The 277-nt window shown below is 47.7% G+C and carries 1 rRNA gene; it reads right to left on the reverse strand.

What is annotated here, in order from left to right:
* Positions 1-277: ribosomal RNA gene (locus F2P44_RS34775) — 23S ribosomal RNA — on the reverse strand; the annotation flags it as partial.

Consider the following 277-nt stretch of genomic DNA (forward strand, 5'->3'; position numbering starts at 1 on the left):
TGGGCTTACGGCGTGGGAGCTTTTCACTCCCATTATCGCTACTCATGTCAGCATTCGCACTTCTGATACCTCCAGCATCCTTTACAAGACACCTTCGCAGGCTTACAGAACGCTCTCCTACCATATAGATCAAGATACAAGTATCGAGAAATATATCCGCAGCTTCGGTGACTGGCTTAGCCCCGTTACATCTTCCGCGCAGGACGACTCGATCAGTGAGCTATTACGCTTTCTTTAAATGATGGCTGCTTCTAAGCCAACATCCTGACTGTTTTAG

Source organism: Massilia frigida (assembly GCF_011682175.1).
Lineage (GTDB): Bacteria > Pseudomonadota > Gammaproteobacteria > Burkholderiales > Burkholderiaceae_D > Telluria_A > Telluria_A frigida.